This window comes from Cedecea sp. VD22 (assembly GCF_037150195.1).
GTDB lineage: Bacteria > Pseudomonadota > Gammaproteobacteria > Enterobacterales > Enterobacteriaceae > Cedecea.
Genome location: NZ_JBBCPX010000016.1, coordinates 34,250 through 51,403, shown reverse-complemented (window position 1 = coordinate 51,403; position 17,154 = coordinate 34,250). Strand labels below are relative to the sequence as shown.

The 17,154-nt window shown below is 56.1% G+C and carries 14 protein-coding genes; 6 read left to right on the top strand and 8 right to left on the bottom strand.

Annotated features, from left to right (window positions below; translation table 11 throughout):
- Nucleotides 1-267 precede the first annotated feature (267 nt).
- Both ptsP and rppH read right to left on the bottom strand, forming a co-directional pair.
- A complete protein-coding gene (gene ptsP / locus WFK85_RS20425; RefSeq protein WP_008458464.1) occupies nucleotides 268-2,514 on the bottom strand; it encodes a phosphoenolpyruvate--protein phosphotransferase in 2,247 nt (748 codons plus the stop codon).
- A 12-nt stretch (nucleotides 2,515-2,526) separates the two neighbouring features.
- Entirely contained in the window at nucleotides 2,527-3,057 is a 531-nt protein-coding gene (gene rppH, locus WFK85_RS20420; RefSeq protein WP_008458467.1) for an RNA pyrophosphohydrolase, read from the bottom strand.
- A 687-nt stretch (nucleotides 3,058-3,744) separates the two neighbouring features.
- On the opposite strand from rppH, the gene mutH reads away from it, so the two are divergent.
- From mutH to WFK85_RS20405, 3 genes are all read left to right on the top strand, one after another.
- Entirely contained in the window at nucleotides 3,745-4,431 is a 687-nt protein-coding gene (gene mutH / locus WFK85_RS20415) for a DNA mismatch repair endonuclease MutH (RefSeq protein ID WP_008458468.1), read from the top strand.
- Between the two features lie 158 nt (nucleotides 4,432-4,589).
- Nucleotides 4,590-4,808 carry a YgdI/YgdR family lipoprotein gene (locus WFK85_RS20410; RefSeq protein WP_008458470.1) on the top strand — a complete coding sequence of 73 codons (219 nt, stop codon included), beginning with the start codon at nucleotides 4,590-4,592 and terminating at the stop codon, nucleotides 4,806-4,808.
- Between the two features lie 142 nt (nucleotides 4,809-4,950).
- Entirely contained in the window at nucleotides 4,951-5,994 is a 1,044-nt protein-coding gene (locus WFK85_RS20405) for an NADP(H)-dependent aldo-keto reductase (RefSeq protein WP_008458473.1), read from the top strand.
- 33 nt (nucleotides 5,995-6,027) lie between these two features.
- Here the strand turns inward: WFK85_RS20405 and lplT are convergent, their stop codons facing one another.
- Entirely contained in the window at nucleotides 6,028-7,224 is a 1,197-nt protein-coding gene (lplT, locus tag WFK85_RS20400) for a lysophospholipid transporter LplT (protein ID WP_166995928.1), read from the bottom strand.
- Entirely contained in the window at nucleotides 7,217-9,376 is a 2,160-nt protein-coding gene (gene aas / locus WFK85_RS20395) for a bifunctional acyl-ACP--phospholipid O-acyltransferase/long-chain-fatty-acid--ACP ligase (RefSeq protein WP_336709276.1), read from the bottom strand. The genes lplT and aas overlap by 8 nt, the downstream gene beginning before the upstream one ends.
- A 661-nt stretch (nucleotides 9,377-10,037) precedes the next feature.
- On the opposite strand from aas, the gene galR reads away from it, so the two are divergent.
- Nucleotides 10,038-11,048 (top strand): HTH-type transcriptional regulator GalR, encoded by a 1,011-nt coding sequence (gene galR / locus WFK85_RS20390; RefSeq protein ID WP_008458479.1) that lies wholly within the window; start codon nucleotides 10,038-10,040, stop codon nucleotides 11,046-11,048.
- Here the strand turns inward: galR and WFK85_RS20385 are convergent.
- Nucleotides 11,045-11,494, bottom strand: coding sequence for a GNAT family N-acetyltransferase (locus WFK85_RS20385; RefSeq protein ID WP_336709273.1), 450 nt, complete (start codon nucleotides 11,492-11,494; stop codon nucleotides 11,045-11,047). The two genes, galR and WFK85_RS20385, sit on opposite strands and share 4 nt — an antisense overlap.
- A gap of 150 nt (nucleotides 11,495-11,644) precedes the next feature.
- Between WFK85_RS20385 and WFK85_RS20380 the strand changes: the two genes are divergently transcribed.
- On the top strand, nucleotides 11,645-12,676 hold the full coding sequence (locus tag WFK85_RS20380; RefSeq protein ID WP_071530500.1) for a LacI family DNA-binding transcriptional regulator: 1,032 nt from the start codon (nucleotides 11,645-11,647) through the stop codon (nucleotides 12,674-12,676).
- On the opposite strand, the gene lysA is transcribed toward WFK85_RS20380, so the two are convergent.
- Nucleotides 12,668-13,930, bottom strand: a complete 1,263-nt coding sequence (gene lysA / locus WFK85_RS20375) for a diaminopimelate decarboxylase (protein ID WP_336709271.1) — start codon at nucleotides 13,928-13,930, stop codon at nucleotides 12,668-12,670. The genes WFK85_RS20380 and lysA overlap by 9 nt on opposite strands.
- A 230-nt stretch (nucleotides 13,931-14,160) precedes the next feature.
- Here lysA and WFK85_RS20370 point away from each other — a divergent pair, with 230 nt between their 5' ends.
- Nucleotides 14,161-15,084, top strand: coding sequence for a LysR family transcriptional regulator (locus tag WFK85_RS20370; protein WP_166878279.1), 924 nt, complete (start codon nucleotides 14,161-14,163; stop codon nucleotides 15,082-15,084).
- 1 nt (nucleotide 15,085) lies between these two features.
- Here the strand turns inward: WFK85_RS20370 and WFK85_RS20365 are convergent, their stop codons facing one another.
- Entirely contained in the window at nucleotides 15,086-16,252 is a 1,167-nt protein-coding gene (locus WFK85_RS20365; protein ID WP_008458489.1) for an MFS transporter, read from the bottom strand.
- Between the two features lie 203 nt (nucleotides 16,253-16,455).
- On the bottom strand, nucleotides 16,456-17,154 hold the full coding sequence (locus tag WFK85_RS20360) for an aspartate/glutamate racemase (protein ID WP_166878276.1): 699 nt from the start codon (nucleotides 17,152-17,154) through the stop codon (nucleotides 16,456-16,458).

Genomic DNA, 17,154 nt, shown 5'->3' with positions numbered 1-17,154 from the left:
CGATGCGCTCCGAAAGCAGCGGATCATAGCACAAACAGCCAGAGTGATTGATTACGGAAGTTGTAAAAGATGTGTAATGTCCCGGTGGTACCGGGGCATCCAGGGCGTATCCGGGAGTGTGAACCAACACCAGGCATCGAAGAAAACGAACAGGGAAACCCCTTTGGGGTTTTCGGAAGATGAGCCACAACAAGGGAAAAACCACGCTTTTTCCCTTGTTGTCAGACGGGGAAAATGTCCCGGTGAGATCGGGACATTGAGAACGGATCAGCGCCCACCGCGAATCAGGCCACCCATGCCGCGGCGCTCCATAAACGCAGCGACCTGGTGGCGTACTTCCGTCGCCATTTGAGCCTCAAGGGTACGCTGAGCAAGCACTTCGGCTTCTTCAAGCTGAATATGGCGTAACAGGTATTTAATGCGCGCGACGGAACGGCCGTTCATTGAAAGATGACGGTACCCCATGCCCACAAGAATCGCGACGCACATCGGGTCACCGGCCATTTCGCCGCACAGGCACAGATCGAGGTCATAGCGCTCGGCCTCACGGGCAATCAGGTTCAGCGTACGCAGCATCGCCGGATGCAGGCTATCGTAAAGGTTAGCCACCCTCGTGTTGTTACGGTCAACCGCCAGCAGATACTGAGTCAGGTCGTTTGTACCAACGGAAATAAAATCAATACGCCCGGCCAGATGCCCCAGCATGAACACCATGGAAGGCACTTCAACCATCACCCCAAGCCTGAACTTCGGCAACTGGTAGCCTAATTCCTCTTCGACTTCCCGGCCCGCACGATCGATAAGTCTGCGCGCATCATCGATTTCATCAATGCTGGTGATCATCGGCAGCAGGATACTCAAATTCCCCGTAGCCGCATTCGCACGCAGCATGGCGCGAACCTGGATCAGAAAGATCTCTGGCTGATCCAGCGTAATACGAATGCCTCGCCAGCCAAGACAGGGATTCTCCTCGCTGATAGGCATATACGGAAGCTGTTTATCCGCCCCGACGTCCAGCGTTCGCAGCGTCACAGGTTTGTCGTTAAACATCTGCAACATGCCCTGATACTGTGCAACCTGCTCTTCTTCCGACGGGAAACCGCTTTGCAGCATAAAAGGTATTTCGGTGCGGTACAGCCCGATGCCGTCGATACGGCTACCAAGCTGTTCTTCATGCTCAGGACTAAGCCCGGCATTCAGCATGACCTGCACCCGCTCGCCGCTTTTTAACGCCGCGGGCTGCTCCACATCATCTTCCGCCAGGCGACTAAGTTCGTTCTCCTCGGTCACCAGGCGCTGGTATTCCTGCAGCAAAACCGGCTCAGGATCCACCAGCAATTCACCGCGATAGCCGTCCACGATCAGCATTCGGCGATGCAGAGCCGATGGCTGAATATCCGCGCCCATGACGGTTGGGATACCGAGCGCACGGACCATAATGGCGGCATGGGAGTTTGCCGCACCATCGCGCACGACAACGCCCGCGAGACGGTTTTGCGGCAGTTCGGCAAGCGTGGTGGCTGAAAGTTCGTCGGCAACCAGCACAAAGCGCTCAGGCCAGGTATTCGGGCTTTGAATCGTGTCATCGAGGTGGAACAACAGGCGCTGCCCCAGCGCTCTGAGGTCGCCCGCTCGCTCTTTCAGGTAGCTATCTGAAAGGCTGGCAAACTGTTCAGCAAACTTCTCCACCACCGTTTTCACGGCCCATTCAGCGACCAGGCCTTTATCTACCTCAGCAAAAAGCTCACGCCGCAGGCGGGCGTCGGTCAGCAGGTGAGAGTAAAGGTCGAAAATCGCCGCAGTCTCTTTCTGAGCCCCGGCGGCAAAACGCTTGCTGTAGCGGCGGAATTCCCCGGAAGCCTCTTCCAGCGCGGCGGTCAGACGCTCACGCTCAAGCGCCGTGTCCAGGGTCGACGCTTCAAAAACTTGCTCCATCAGCGGGACGGTTGTGTCCATCCAGCCTTCGGCAATCGCCACGCCAGGCGACGCAGGCAGCGCGCGAATACGGGTCTGGCGATACTGTCCAAACAGGGCCGCTAACTGAGACTGCGATAATATCCCGGCCATTTGCGTTGCCAGCGTAACGAGGAAAGACTCTTCGCTCTCATCGTACTGCCGGTGTTCACGCTGCTGAACAACCAGCACTCCCAGAAGCTGACGGCGCTGGATAATAGGCACGCCGAGGAACGCACGAAAACGCTCCTCTTTTACGGCGGGCACATATTTAAAGCTGGGGTGTTTTTGCGCATCTGCAAGGTTAATCGGCTCCGCGAGCCGCCCAACCAGGCCAACAATACCTTCATCAAAGGCAAGCGTGACGGTGCGGCCGCGCGGTTTCTTTAACCCGCGCGTCGCCATAAGGTAAAAACAGCGGCGCTCGTGGTCGGCGAGATAAACCGAGCAAACCTCGGTATCCATCGCAAGGCAGATGTCAGTCACCAAAATGTCCAGCGCCTCATTGAGACGCGGGGCACTGGCGACCTTTTCGACTATTTCTCGCAGACGGGTGAGCATTTTTCGCGTGACTTAACCTCTTTTACGTCGCCATGCCGGCGAGTTATTGCGTGGTGGCGTAACTTCCTGCAGTGGCATCACCACGCTGGCAAACTCTTTCATTACCCGGCGATAGACATCGCGCTTGAATGAAACAACCTGACGGACCGGATACCAATAACTGACCCAGCGCCAGCCATCAAATTCCGGCGTACTGCTGGTTTGCATGTTGATCTCACCGTCGCTGCTCAGCAACTGCAAAAGAAACCATTTTTGTTTTTGGCCGATACAAACCGGCTTTGTGTCCCAACGCACCAAACGTTTAGGTAATTTGTAACGCAACCAGTTTCGGGTCGAGGCAAGAATGCGAACATCTTTTCTTTGTAGACCGACTTCTTCGAAAAGCTCCCGGTACATTGCCTGTTCAGCGGACTCGCCAGGATTAATACCCCCCTGGGGAAATTGCCAGGAATGTTGGCCAAAGCGTCGCGCCCACATCACCTGTCCCTGCCGATTACATATTACGATCCCAACGTTGGGGCGGTAGCCATCATCATCGATCACCGGACTACCTCAAAACAAACTTAGATTGCATCGATTGTTTCATACAAGTGTCAGGCGGTAAACCACTCTCTCGGCGGCGCTCGCATGGAATAACATTTGAATAACTCACAAAAGAGAGCCGGGTTATAAACAGGGGACGGTCAAAACCGGCGGTTTTATTCACTTTTTCTGTGGATATAACTGTGAAGAACTACCGAATTACATCGGGACAACTCAGGACAACTAAAATAAGGAGCAATCCTGCCACACATTAAAGCCTTTAAATTTCATAATCATAATACTATAAAAATGACACACGAGTTTCATAATGTGATGATCGTCACATATGAAGATCGCCTACTGATGAAAGATCGCACAATGTTGTTTTTATCCACAGATTGTGCCAACAAGTTAGTCACAAATCGGTGATAAATTGTATTTTAGCGCCTCGTCAAGGCTGTAAATGGAACCAGTAGTCATGCTTTTTCCCAGTTATCCCACTTTTCTGTGGATAACATGGTGTAAGATCCTGTTCATTGTCAGTGACCAGATTTGGAAAAGCCTTTTTAATGTTGCTGCAACGAAACGGCTGCCTTTAAAAACTCATTATAAATCAGAATATTGTTAATCTTATCCTCAGACGACTAAACTAAGCTTTCGCTGTGCACAAAGTGCGTTCATTTTTTAACCAAAAAACATCAACGAGTTATGCAACCAATACGTCCGCTCATCACGCCCCCACGCAGTGAAGCCGAGCTGCTCCAACAGGCGCAAAGCGTCGCCGGTTATACTCTGGGCGAGCTGGCCGCCTGCGCTGGCTTACAGACGCCGAAAGACCTGAAGCGCGATAAAGGCTGGATTGGCGTGCTGCTGGAGCTGTGGCTGGGTGCCAGCGCGGGCAGCAAGCCCGAACAAGACTTTGCCGCGCTCGGGATCGAACTGAAAACGATCCCGGTGGATAGCCTTGGCCGCCCGTTGGAAACCACGTTCGTCTGCGTCGCGCCGTTAACCGGTAATAGCGGCGTCATTTGGGAAACCAGCCATGTGCGGCATAAGCTCAAGCGCGTGCTGTGGATCCCGGTTGAGGGAGAAAGGCAGATCCCGCTTGCCGAGCGGCACGTGGGTTCTCCGCTATTATGGAGCCCTTCAGAAGAGGAAGAACAGCAGCTGCGCCTGGACTGGGAAGAACTGATGGATTTGATCGTGCTGGGCCAGGTCGAGCGCATTACCGCCCGTCACGGCGAAGTGCTGCAGCTGCGGCCAAAAGCCGCCAACAGCCGGGCGTTAACAGAGGCTATTGGCGCGGACGGCTCACCTATTCTCACGTTACCTCGCGGCTTCTACTTAAAGAAGAATTTCACCGCAGCTCTTCTCGCACGGCACTTCACGCTCTAATAGCCGCCGCAGAGAACGGAATCCAGGGTTCTGTCAGTAAGTACCGGGGAATGTTACATTTCCCTCGTCCTATTAAGAATTTACCGCTTTCTTTCCCCTGTTCATCAGGTTATTACTAAACTTATTAACAAGATCCCTTCCTGACGAGGAACATACCGATGACTAAATGGGCAGTAGCAATCTCCGCCATTGGTCTTGCCTTTGCCGTTTCAGGCTGCAGCAGTGACTACGTAATGGCCACCAAAGATGGACGAATGATTTTGACCGAGGGCAAGCCGAAGGTCGATGAAGATACAGGTCTGGTAAGCTATCGTGACCAGCAAGGTAATGAAATGCAGATCAACCGCAACGACGTTTCCCAGATTATTGAGCGCTAATCTCGCAGGGTCAGCCCCTCGGCTGGCCTGATGATTTTTCTTCTTTCCCCCTCTTTCGCTTTGCTCCGGCCTCTGCCATGTTTATAGACCTTTTGTCGGGTAACGATGCCTGACGAGTCAAAAGAACAACAGGAAGCCGGCTATGCACTATCACCGTATCCCCCACAGTTCACTTGAAGTCAGCACGCTGGGGCTGGGAACCATGACCTTTGGTGAACAAAACAGCGAGGCCGATGCCCACCAGCAGCTCGACTACGCCGTCAGTCAGGGCGTGAATCTGATTGATGTCGCGGAAATGTACCCGGTGCCGCCGCGCCCGGAAACCCAGGGCTTAACCGAGAGCTATGTCGGCAGCTGGCTTAAAGCTCGCGGCAACCGCGAAAAACTGGTTGTTGCTTCCAAAGTCACTGGCCCCACCCGCAACAACGACGCGGGCATCCGCCCAAACCAGATCCTCGACCGGAAAAACATCCGCGAGGCGCTGGATGCCAGCCTCAAACGCCTGCAAACCGATTACCTCGACCTCTACCAGGTTCACTGGCCGCAGCGTCAGACCAACATGTTTGGCAAACTGGGCTACACCTGGAGCGACACAACCTCGCTGCCGGTAACGCTGCTGGAAACCCTTGAAGCGCTGACCGAGTGCCAGCGTGCCGGGAAAATTCGCTATATCGGCGTCTCGAACGAAACCCCGTGGGGCGTGATGCGCTACCTGCAGCTTGCGGAAAAACACGATCTGCCGCGCATCGTGACCATTCAAAACCCTTACAGCCTGTTAAACCGCAGCTTTGAAGTTGGCCTGTCTGAAATCAGCCAGCACGAAGGCGTTGAGCTGCTCGCTTATTCCTGCCTCGCCTTCGGCGTGCTGTCGGGCAAATACCTTAACGGAGCCAAACCGGCCGGCGCTCGCAACACGCTGTTTAGCCGCTTCACCCGCTACAGCGGCGAGCAGTCGCAAAAAGCCGTTGCGGCCTACGTAGAAATAGCTAAACGCCATAATCTCGACCCGGCGCAAATGGCGCTGGCCTTCGTTCGCCGTCAGCCGTTTGTGGCCAGCACGTTGCTCGGCGCCACGACGCTGGAACAGCTGAAAACCAACCTTGAAAGCCTGCATTTGACGCTAAGCGAAGAGGTGATTGAGGAGATTGAAGCGGTGCATCGCCTCTATACTTACCCGGCACCGTAAAAAACTAAGGCCCTCCAAAAGAGGGCCTTTTTGCTATTTATGTTTGATTTGCCACAGCCACAGGGCACTAATCGCCAGCGCAAACACCGCCCCAAATCCAATGCCAATGCCAACGATGGACGCCCCGGTTTTCACCGCCAGTGAGAACAGACCCAGCATCAAAAGCATGGCCGTGTTTTCACCAAGGTTTTGCACGGCAATGGCGTTACCTGCCCCGACCGTGTGCTTGCCGCGCTCCTGGAGCAGCGCGTTAAGCGGCACCACAAAGAAACCGCCCAACAGGCCAATCAACACCAGCAAAGCGTAAGACGGCAACAGAGAATGCTGTAGAGCAAAAATCAGTACGCCAACGCCGATTAAAATCCCGGCGGGCATGCAGCGGGCGACGGTTTCCAAAGTCACCAGCTTCGCGGCTGCTCCGGCCCCCACCACAATCCCAACCGCAACCATCGCATTTAGGTAAGTCGGTGTCGCGTTATCCGTGATCCCTAACGCCACCGGTACCCACAGCACCAGCAGGAATCGCAGCGTCACGCCCGCCCCCCAGAATAGGCTGGTGCCTACCAGCGAGAAGCGCGTTTCTCCGCTGCGCCAAAGGCTGCAGCAGGCGGAAAAGAAACTGTGCGTCATCGGCTTGAAACGCCACGACTGGCCGGGGCGCGCGGCGGCAAGTTTAGGGATAAAGACGTTGGCAACCACCGCCCCGCCGTAAACCAGCGCGCAGACAACCAGCGCCGCCGTCAGATTCCAGTCTGCCAGCACGCCGCCGGCAACGGATCCCAGCAGGATCGCCGCAATGGTAGAAGACTCCATCAGGCCGTTGGCCTTCACCAGCCGATCGCCAGTGGTCAGCTCGCCGAGAATGCCGTATTTAGCCGGTGAATAGGCCGCCGCGCCGATGCCCACCAGCGTGTAACCGACAAAAGGATTCAGCCCCAGCGCAATCACCGCCGCACCCACAAGCTTCATGCTGTTCGCCAGCATCATCACTCGCCCTTTGGCGAAACTGTCGGCCACCTGTCCCACAAACGGCGCAAAGAGGATGTACGCGCCAACAAACACCATTTGCAGCACGGGCTGGCTCCAGTCCGGGTAGAACTGCTGCTTGAGCACCGCGAGCGTGGCGAACAACAGCGCGTTATCGCCAAAAGCCGATAAAAACTGCGCCGCGGTGACCGCCATCATGCCCCGGGACCACAACGAACCGCTATTGCCAGCCTGTTCAGCCATGGGCTTTCTCCGCTTCATCAACCTGTGCTTTCAGGGTGACAAAATCTGGTTTTCCGCTGCCTAGCACAGGCAGCTGTTTGAGGAAGCGAATATCGCGTGGCACCGCCAGCTCAGGCACGCCGTGCTCACGCGCATAATGCAGAAGTTTTTCGCGGTTAAGCTCGCTGTCGGTGGTAAACATCACCAGCGCCTCGCCTTTGGCGGCGTCGAGCTTAACGACCGTAGCATGCAATTTGTCCGGCGAAATGCCGATCGCCATCTGTTCGACCATCTCAAGCGACACCATCTCCCCGGCGATTTTGGCAAAGCGCTTCGCACGTCCCTGAATCACGCAATAGCCCTGCTCGTCAAAGGTCACGATATCGCCGGTGTCGTACCAGCCGGGTTCCATCTCACCCAGGCCATTTTCAGCCTCAGGCTTCTCCAGCACGCCCGGATTTTCCACGCGCAGATAGCCGTTCATGATGTTTGGCCCTTTTAGCTGCAGCCTTCCGCCCTGTTCAATACCGGGCACCGCCAGCAGGCGAGCATCCATTGCCGGAAGAATGCGGCCCACGGTGCCCGGTTTCGCCGCCATCGTCACGTTGATAGACACCACCGGCGCGCACTCGGTCACGCCGTAGCCTTCCAGAATGCGCAGGCCAAACTTGTCCTGCCACAGCTGCTTCGTGCTTTCCTGCAGCTTTTCTGCCCCGGCAACTACATAGCGCAGGCGGAAGAAATCATACGGGTTAGCAAAACGGGCATAGTTGCCGAGGAACGTCGAGGTGCCAAAGACCACCGTGCAATTGCGGTCGTAAATAAGCTCCGGCACCACGCGGTAATGCAGCGGGCTGGGGTAAAGGAACACTTCCGCCCCGGTCAGCAGCGGCGTGAACAGCCCCACAGTCAGGCCAAAAGAGTGGAAGAGCGGCAGCGCGGACATAAACCGGTCATCGGCGGTGAAGTCCGCGATGGTGCGAATCTGCTCTACGTTGGCCAACAGGCTTTTATGACTGTGCACCACGCCTTTTGGATTGCCCTCCGAGCCGGAGGTAAACAGCACCATCGCCGCATCTTCCGGCTGCTGTTTCACCTGGGCCAGGCGAGGCGCAAGCAGATGAGCAAAGATCCACACTTTATCCTGCAGGGTGATGGTGGACCTTAAATCTTCCAGATACACCCAGCGCACCTGCTTCAGCTGTTCCGGCAGGTGCCACAGTTTGCCCTTATCCAGGAACTGCCGGGAGGTAAAGACCGTCTTGATTTGCGCCGCCGTAATCGCGCTGGTCAGCCCTTTTACGCCAGCCGTGTAGTTCATCATTGCCGGAATACGGCCCCGGGATGAAGCGCCAAAAATCACCGCCGCGCTGATCGCCGCATTCGGCAGCATCAAACCAATGGTTTCACCCTGTTCGCTGTATTTATCGAGTATTCGGCCCACAAACAGCGTTTTTTTCAGCAACGAACTGTAAGTATCTGGCTTGAAATTTATGTCTTCAATACAGTTTTTACTCGAACCATACCGATCCTTCGCCGCCAGCAGCGCCTCAAAAAGCGTCTCACGCGGGCGCACGGCCATGCGCGCTTCCATCATGATTTGGTGCAGCATCTCGCCGGCCATTTTACGGCGATCCCTGGCCCGTGGGGCTTCTGGCATTGCAATGGAAGTTGGCGGCAGAAGATGCAGGGTAATACGCGGGAAAGCCCGGCGTTTTACTAGCCCTTTCAGGCGGCTAAAGAAAGTCAGCTCCGCGCCGTCGATGCGCAAAGGCACCACCGTGGCCTGTGCTTTGGCCGCCACAAATCCAGCTCCATCGTAGATTTTCATCAACGATCCGTTCACGCTGATGCGTCCTTCTGGGAAAATCACTACCGGGCGCCCCTGTTCCACCAGGCGCACCAGGTGCTTGATAGACATCGGTTTGGTCGGGTCCAGCGGAACAAAATCAATGAGCGGCTTAAGCCAGCGCATAAACCACTGCTGGCTTATTGAGGAGTAGACCGCAAATACGGGGCGCACCGGCAGAAAAAGTGCAACCAGGATCCCGTCCAGAAATGAGACGTGGTTTGGCACAATCAGCACCCGCTGGCGTTGAAGCACCTGCGGATCGCCGGAAAGGGTTACCCGGAACAGAATGCGAAATAGCGCACGGAAAAAAGCAAGAAGCATAGCGACTCTCTTTGTCGTCTGTCGGTCAGCATTAAGTGTAGAGTCGCAGAGTACACCAGTTGCGTTAAGTGCGGGAGGGGGCTCAAAAAATGGCAAAAAAAAACCTGCGCATCTGCGCAGGTTGGTGCAAAAGAATTGTACTCAGCAGAGTACCAGGAATTCTCACCAATCAATACCTCTGGGATCCGAATTGTCTCGTGCCGCCAGCGGCGAAACCAGCGGCAAAAAGCAAGGGAATGAGCCCAAGTGCAACCAGGTGTTTAAATTTTCGATTCTTGTTACAGGCGGCTGGATTCAGGCAAAAAAAAACCTGCGCATCCGCGCAGGTTGGTGTAATTCATAGGATCAGCAAATAATCGCTGACTTCACCTATCAATACCTCTGGGACCACAAATGTAGCAGCGGCGTCTTCCATTAAGCTATGCTGAAATCGCAACAGCCGACTGCAAAATGTAAGCAAAGATTTGGGCGGAAACGTTTAAAAATCCGCGACATGCACTAAAAAGAGGCAACCTCTTGAAGCAAGTGTAACCGTTACACGCTTTCACCTTGATTTTGCTCTACTTTGCAATATTCCCATCAGTTGTTGCCTTGCAGTCATCAGGGAATTCCGTAAAACTAAACGCAGTGTAAACGATTACCCCTAACAGGAAGGCTTTTCATGGCGACAATTAAGGATGTGGCTCGGCTGGCTGGTGTGTCTGTCGCCACGGTTTCACGCGTCATCAACCACTCCCCAAAAGCCAGCGATGCCTCAAAGCAGGCGGTGAATAGCGCCATGGAAGCGCTGAATTATCATCCCAACGCTAACGCGAGAGCCCTTGCCCAACAGGCCACGGAAACCATTGGCCTGATCGTGGGCGACGTTTCCGACCCCTTCTTTGGCGCGATGGTTAAAGCCGTGGAGCAGGTTGCCTACCGCACCGGCAACTTCCTGCTTATTGGCAATGGCTACCACAGCGAACAAAAAGAGCGCCAGGCCATTGAACAGCTTATTCGCCACCGCAGCGCGGCGCTGGTCGTTCACGCCAAAAAACTCCCTGATGAGGAGCTAATTTCGCTGATGAAGCAAATCCCCGGTATGGTGCTCATTAACCGCATTGTGCCAGGGTTTGAGCAACGCTGCGTTGCGCTGGATGACCGCTACGGCGCCTGGCTTGCGACGCGCCATTTGATTCAGCAGGGGCACACCCGCATCGGCTACATCTGTTCCAACCACCAGATATCGGACGCAGAAGACCGCCTTCAGGGCTACTACGACGCGCTCCGCGAGCACAATATCCCCGTCAACGAGCGTCTGGTGACCTTTGGTGAACCCGATGAAAGCGGCGGCGAGCAGGCCCTGACGGAGCTGCTGGGACGCGGCAAAAACTTCACCGCCGTGGCCTGCTACAACGACTCAATGGCCGCCGGGGCGATGGGCGTGCTGAACGACAACGGCATTGATGTTCCCGGTGAGATTTCGCTGATTGGCTTTGATGACGTGTTAATTTCACGCTACGTGCGGCCCAGGCTGACCACGGTTCGCTACCCGATAGTGACCATGGCGACTCAGGCAGCAGAGCTCGCGCTGGCGCTGGCCGAAAACCTGCCGCTGCCGGAAATCACCCATATGTTTAGCCCGACGCTGGTGCGCCGACACTCGGTGGCCTCTCCGGGCGACAACGCTTAAAGCGTAAGTTGATAAAGATGTACGGGCTGGTCGGGGTAATCCAGCCCGTCGCCAATGTAGCGCCAGCCAAACCGTTCATAATAGGTCTTACAGGCCGAATACAGATACAAAGACTCAAAACCCAGCTGGCGGGCATATTCCACGACGTGTCGCTGTAAAATCTCGCCCAGTCCCTTTCCTCGCTGGCTTTCATCAATATACAGCGCCGCCAGCCAGGGCCAGAGATCCTGCCGGCTGATCAAATCACAGCGCCACAGCCCCACGGTCCCCACCATCTTTTCGCCCTCCAGCGCAATAAACGTCAGGGGCATTTCGCCTTCCCGCTGGCTGGCGGCAACAATAGACGCAAAAAAGCCTCGGCTTTCCTGACTGCCAAACGCCAGCCAAAGCCACTCCGTGACTTGCTCTGCGTGCTGAGGGGCCTGGTACAACGGGACAATTTTCACAACGATATACTCCTAAAAAACCACACCAAATTCTGAAAGCGTGATCCGGGACGACAATTTGCACGGCGAAACGGCAAGGCCGCTTGCGGGCGAAACTCCTGTGATAAACTGCTGGAAAATCGCGACAGCGTCCAGATCGGGAAGGAAACAATGGTAACAATGTTAGATGTCTCGTTACGCGCAGGGGTTTCCAAAGCGACGGTATCTCGCGTGTTAAACGGCACCGGACAGGTTAAAGCAAGCACCCGCGAACAGGTATTTAAGGCCATGGAAGAGCTGGGCTATAAGCCTAATTTTCTGGCACGATCGCTGGCAAACCGCAGCAGCAACAGTATCGGGCTGGTTGTCTCCACCTTCGATGGCTTCTACTTCGGGCGCCTGCTGCAGCAGGCTTCACGCCGCACGGAATTCTACGGTAAACAGCTGATTGTCACCGACGGGCATGACACGCCTGAAAAAGAGTTGGATGCCGTACAAATGCTGGCGGACAGGCACTGCGACGCCATCGTTCTCTACACACGTTTTATGAGCGAACGGGCGTTGATGTCGCTGATGAATGCGATTCAGGTGCCGCTGGTCGTCATTAACCGGGACGTCACCCAGGCCCGTGAACGCTGCGTCTTCTTCGAGCAGCAGGATGCCGCCTTTCAGGCCACCGAATACCTGATCCAGCAAGGTCACCGGGAAATTGCCTGCATTACCGTGCCTATTTCCACGCCAACCGGCAAGGCGCGCCTGATGGGGTACCGGAAAGCACTGCAAAAACATGGCATTGCGTGGGATGAGAGCCGGGTGAAATACGGGGATTCCAGCATGACCGAAGGGCACCACCTGTGCCAGGAGCTGCTGACCAGCGGCGTGACCTTCAGCGCGCTGTTTTCCTGTAACGACGATATGGCGCTGGGTGCCTCTAAAGCGTTGCACCAGGCCGGGATCCGTATTCCACAGGATATTTCGCTGTTCGGCTTTGATGACGCGCCTAGCGCCCAGTGGCTGGAACCAGCGCTGTCATCCGTCTATCTGCCCATCGACAACATGATCATTACCGCCATCGATCAGGCCATTAAGCTAGCGAGCGGCGAACCGTTAGCCCCCATCCCGCCATTTGTGGGGACGCTGGTACTGAGGGACTCCGTTGCGCCCGGCCCCTTTTTCGAGGCCGGACGGAAAGTCTCAAAGTAGCTCGAGCGCTAGCAACTCCTGAATCGTCTGGCGGCGGCGAATCAGGCGCGCGCTGCCGTTATCAAATAGCACTTCCGGCAGCAGCGGACGACTATTGTAGTTAGAGGACATAGAAGCCCCGTATGCGCCGGTATCGTGCAGCACCAGGTAATCACCCGGTTTTACCGGCGGCAGCAGGCGGGTTTCTACCTTGCCGCCTTCCTGCTGGGTAAACACATCCCCGGACTCGCACAGCGGCCCCGCCACCACGGTTTCTTTCGGCTCCAGTGCGAACAGATCCCTCCCGTCACCCGCCAGCGCAGAAATATGGTGGTAGCTGCCGTACATAGACGGACGCATCAGATCGTTAAAACCAGCGTCGATCAGCACAAAGTGGCGGGATCCCATATCTTTCACTGCGCGCACCTGCGAAACCAGCACCCCGGCTTCCGCCACCAGGAAACGCCCCGGCTCGATCTCCAGCTTCACCGGGTGCCCCAGATGAGCGGCAATTTTTTCACGCGCGGTATTCCACAGGCCGTAATAGTGATCGGTATTGATCGTTTCCTCACCTTCACGGTAAGGAATGGACAGCCCACCGCCCGCAGAAATCGCCTCAAGATCCTGACCGAAGTCGATGACCTGCTGCACCATCGCGCCGCACACCTGTTCGAGATGGCCATAATCCACGCCGGAACCAATGTGCATATGGATACCCACCAGGTGGATACCGTAGCGCTGCATCGCTTCCAGCGCTTTCGGCATATCGCTCAGCCAGATGCCGTGCTTACTGTTCTCGCCGCCGGTGTTGGTTTTCTGGCTGTGCCCGTGCCCAAAGCCCGGGTTAATACGCAGCCAGACGCGGTGTCCCGGCGAGACTTCGCCGAGCTGATGCAGCATATCCACAGATCCGATATTGACCGGGATTTTCTGCTCGGCCACCAGCGCCAGCGTGGCGTTGTCGATCACGTCGGCGGTAAAGACGATATCATCCGGGTTTTCCAGCGGCTTGTAGCCTGCCGCCAGCGCGCGCTCGATTTCCCCCTGCGACACCGAATCCACCTTCACGCCCTGCTCACGCATCAGTTTCAGGATGTGGATATTCGAGCAAGCCTTTTGGGCAAAGCGAATCACATCGAACTGGCGCAACTGGGCAATTTGCTGGCGAATGATCTCCGCGTCATACACCCAAACCGGGCAGCCAAATTCAGCAGGCAGGGTCAGCAAGTTTTGCGCGTTCAGCGCGGTGGTGGTGTCGTGCAGCGAGCGTGGCATGGTGAACTCCGGTAAACGTCATTTTCCCTATTACGCCACAGAAAGTGAGGGATAAAAAATATCGTTTTCTAGCGAGTCTATTCAAATATGATATGGTTTAGAAAATGCCCCTCACCCTAACGCTCTCCCCAGAGGGGAGAGGGGACAGTTTAATGCCCAATGCAATTTCTGTTTCCCCCTTCCAGGGAGAGGGCCGGGGTGAGGGTAATCAACATCAGCGGAACAACACCATGCCAGCCATCAACCTGCGCCACATCGAAATCTTCCACGCCGTGATGACGGCCGGCAACCTCACCGAAGCCGCAGGCCTGCTGCACACCTCCCAGCCCACGGTCAGCCGGGAGCTGGCGCGCTTTGAAAAGCTTATCGGCCTGCAGCTGTTCGAGCGCAGTCGGGGCCGCCTCTACCCCACCGTTCAGGGACTGCGGCTGTTTGAAGAAGTTCAGCGCTCCTGGTACGGACTGGATCGTATTATTAATGCCGCCGAAAGCCTGCGTGAGTTCCGCCAGGGCGAACTGTCTATTGCCTGCCTGCCGGTATTTTCTCAGTCATTTCTGCCGCGCCTGATACACCCTTTCCTGGCCCGCTACCCGGAGCTCAGCCTGAACATCGTGCCGCAGGAATCCCCGCTGCTGGAAGAGTGGCTTTCCGCCCAACGCCACGACCTGGGGCTGACGGAAAACATCACCACGCCTGCCGGGACGGAACGCCAAACCCTACTCACTCTGAATGAAGTTTGCGTGCTGCCCGCCGGGCACAAACTAGCCGCGAAAGCAGAACTCACACCGCAGGATTTTGCCGGGGAAAATTACATCAGCCTGTCTAGAACCGACAGCTATCGGCAACTGCTGGACTCGCTGTTTCAGGAATATGACGTAAAACGAAGAATGGTGGTGGAAACGCACAGCGCCGCGTCCGTCTGCGCAATGGTTCAGGCGGGGGCTGGCGTGTCTATCGTCAACCCTTTAACCGCACTGGATTACCACGAACGCGGCGTGGTGGTACGCCCGTTCAGCGTGGCGGTGCCTTTTACCGTCAGCCTGATTCGGCCCCTGCACCGCCCGGCATCAGCCCTGGTCAGCGCGTTCAGCGACCACTTACAGCACAACATGCATCTGTATAGCGACCCGCTCAACGCGCTGCTCAACCGCTAGCTTATTGCCCGGTCACCGGCTGCTGATGCCCCGTGCCGTTGCTAAAGTTAATCAGGCAAAGTATCAGGCCAACCACTGCCAGCGCAGCCGCGGCGACCGGCACCGCCGTCAGGCCGAAGCCACGATCAATGACCGTGCCGCCAACCCAGGCACCGAGCGCATTGCCGACGTTAAAGGCCGCAATATTCAGCGTGGACACCAGATTAGGTGCTTCTTTGCCGTGCAGCACCACGTTGATTTGCAGCGCCGGTACCGTGGCAAACGCCGCCATCGCCCACAGGAACAGCGTGATTTCCGCGAGCCATGCGGCATGGCTTGTCCAGCTGAACAGTAACGAAAAGACCGCAATCAGGCTAAAGCTGAGGATCAGGCTGAATGACACCCGCCAGTCCGCCAACCGCCCACCCAGAATGTTCCCCACCGTCAGCCCCGCACCAATCAGGAACAGCGTCCAGCTCACGCCCTCTGGCGTAATGCCTGTCACCTGTAGCAGCATCGGTGCAACATAGCTGAACAGCGCGAACATCGCCGCAGAGAAGAACACCGTCATACTAAGCGATAGCCAAAGCTTGCCGTGCGCCAGCGCTTTGATTTCGCTTTTTAAGTCAGTGGCTTCTTCATCTTTCTGCGAAGGCAGGCTCACTCCCAGCGCCAGAAACGCAATCACCCCAATAACGGCCACGCCCCAGAAAGTAGCTCGCCAGCCGTAAAGCTGTCCGAACCAGGTGCCAATCGGCACGCCCAGCACATTAGCCAGCGTCAAGCCGGTAAACATCAGCGCCACCGCCGAAGCCTTGCGCCCGGCAGGTACGAGGCTTGCCGCGACCACTGCGCCAATCCCGAAGAACGCGCCGTGACACAGCGCCGTAATAACGCGCGCCAGCATCAGGAAGTTGTAGCTCAGCGCGAGGGCGCACAGCAGGTTGCCAACAATGAAAATCACCATCAGCAAAATTAACGACAGCTTGCGCGGCAGTCGGGCGGTCAGCAGCGCCATGATAGGCGCGCCAATGGCGACCCCCAGCGCATAGCCGCTGATCAGCCAGCCGGCGACGGGAATGGAGACATGGAGATCCCCTGCCACTTCGGGCAGCAGTCCCATAATCACGAACTCCGTCGTGCCGATGGCGAACGCACTCATCGCCAGCGCCAGTAAGGAAACAGGCATTGTATAACTCCGGTTGCAGACATGATGAAAAGCCATTGCTGTGCGCAATCGCCTGTAGTGTGAGGATTTCAGAGGAGCAGCTTTTTGGAATAATGTGCGCTACATAACAAATTTATAACACATTAGCGGCCGGGCATGACCCGGCTCGTCGTGGGGAAAAAACACTACTTACGCTTATTTAATTGATATATAAGGATAAACCATTACTCTTCACCGCACATAAAGCGAACTGCATCGGCGGCGTGGATGGCGGCGGTATCAAACACCGGCAGCGGGCAGTCCTGCTGGCTGAGCAGCAGGCCAATTTCGGTACAGCCGAAAATAACCCCTTCCGCCCCCTGCGCCTGCAGCGCCTGAATCACCTGCTGATAATAGCGCTTCGACTCAGGGTTGATCACCCCGAGGCACAGCTCATCGAAGATTATCTGGTTGATACGCTGACGCTGGGAGGCGTCAGGAATAATCGAGCGGATCCCGAACTGCGCCTGCAGGCGGCCACGATAAAAATCCTGTTCCATGGTGTAGCGCGTGCCCAGCAAGGCCACCTGGCTTACTCCCTGAGCCGCAATCACCCGCCCGGTGGCGTCGGCAATGTGCAGAAACGGCAGCGAGCAGCGGGATTCAATATGCTCCGCGACTTTGTGCATAGTGTTTGTACACAGCACAATGCCTTCAGCCCCGGCCTTTTGCAGCCCCAGCGCCGCCTCAGCCAGCATCTCACCGGCCTTGTCCCACTCACCGGCAGACTGGCAGGCCTCAATCTCGTGAAAATCGACGCTGTGCAGCACAATTTTGGCCGAATGCAGCCCGCCCAGACGCTGTTTGATCCCTTCGTTAATTAATCGGTAGTAAGGAATGGTGGATTCCCAGCTCATGCCGCCCAGCAGCCCAATCGTTTTCAT